This is a genomic window from Pseudomonas sp. EGD-AK9, from assembly GCF_000465935.2.
Lineage (GTDB): Bacteria > Pseudomonadota > Gammaproteobacteria > Pseudomonadales > Pseudomonadaceae > Aquipseudomonas.
This window is the reverse complement of the sequence record NZ_AVOF01000981.1, coordinates 1-533: the sequence shown is the minus strand read 5'-3', so window position 1 is coordinate 533 and position 533 is coordinate 1. Positions and strand designations below refer to the sequence as shown.

General features: G+C 73.2%; 1 protein-coding gene. It reads left to right on the top strand.

All coding sequences use genetic code 11. From position 1 onward, the window contains the following. The coding region (locus N878_RS26070; protein ID WP_021446405.1) for a methyl-accepting chemotaxis protein at nucleotides 1-533 on the top strand (533 nt) is incomplete at both ends.

Genomic DNA, 533 nt, shown 5'->3' with positions numbered 1-533 from the left:
CGAACAGGTCACCACCACCCTCGACGCCGAACTGGTGCCGGGCGCCGGCGAGGTGGCGCGGCTGTCGGCCGAGGTCTCGGCGACCCTGCGCCAGTGCCAGCAGAGTGGCCAGACGGTGCTGCGCCAGGTCGAGGCGATCGGCGCCAGCGAGGCGCAGCTGGGCCAGGTGATCGAGCAACTGGCCGGCCAGCTGGACGAAGTGAGCAAGGTCATCGGGGTGATCGCCAGCATCTCCCAGCAGACCAATCTGCTGGCGCTCAACGCCGCCATCGAGGCCGCCCGCGCCGGCGAGCACGGCCGCGGCTTCGCCGTGGTGGCCGAAGAGGTGCGACGCCTGGCCGGGCATACCACCGCGGCCACCGACCAGGTCAGCGGCATCATCGAGCGCTTTCGCGACGGCATGCGCCAGCTCGGCGACGCCGGCGGCCATATGCACCAGGCGGTGGCCGACGGCCGCGACGGCATGCGCGAAGTCGGCGCCGGCCTGGACAGCACGCGCCAGGCCATGGACCGCCTGGACGCCCAGGTCGGCC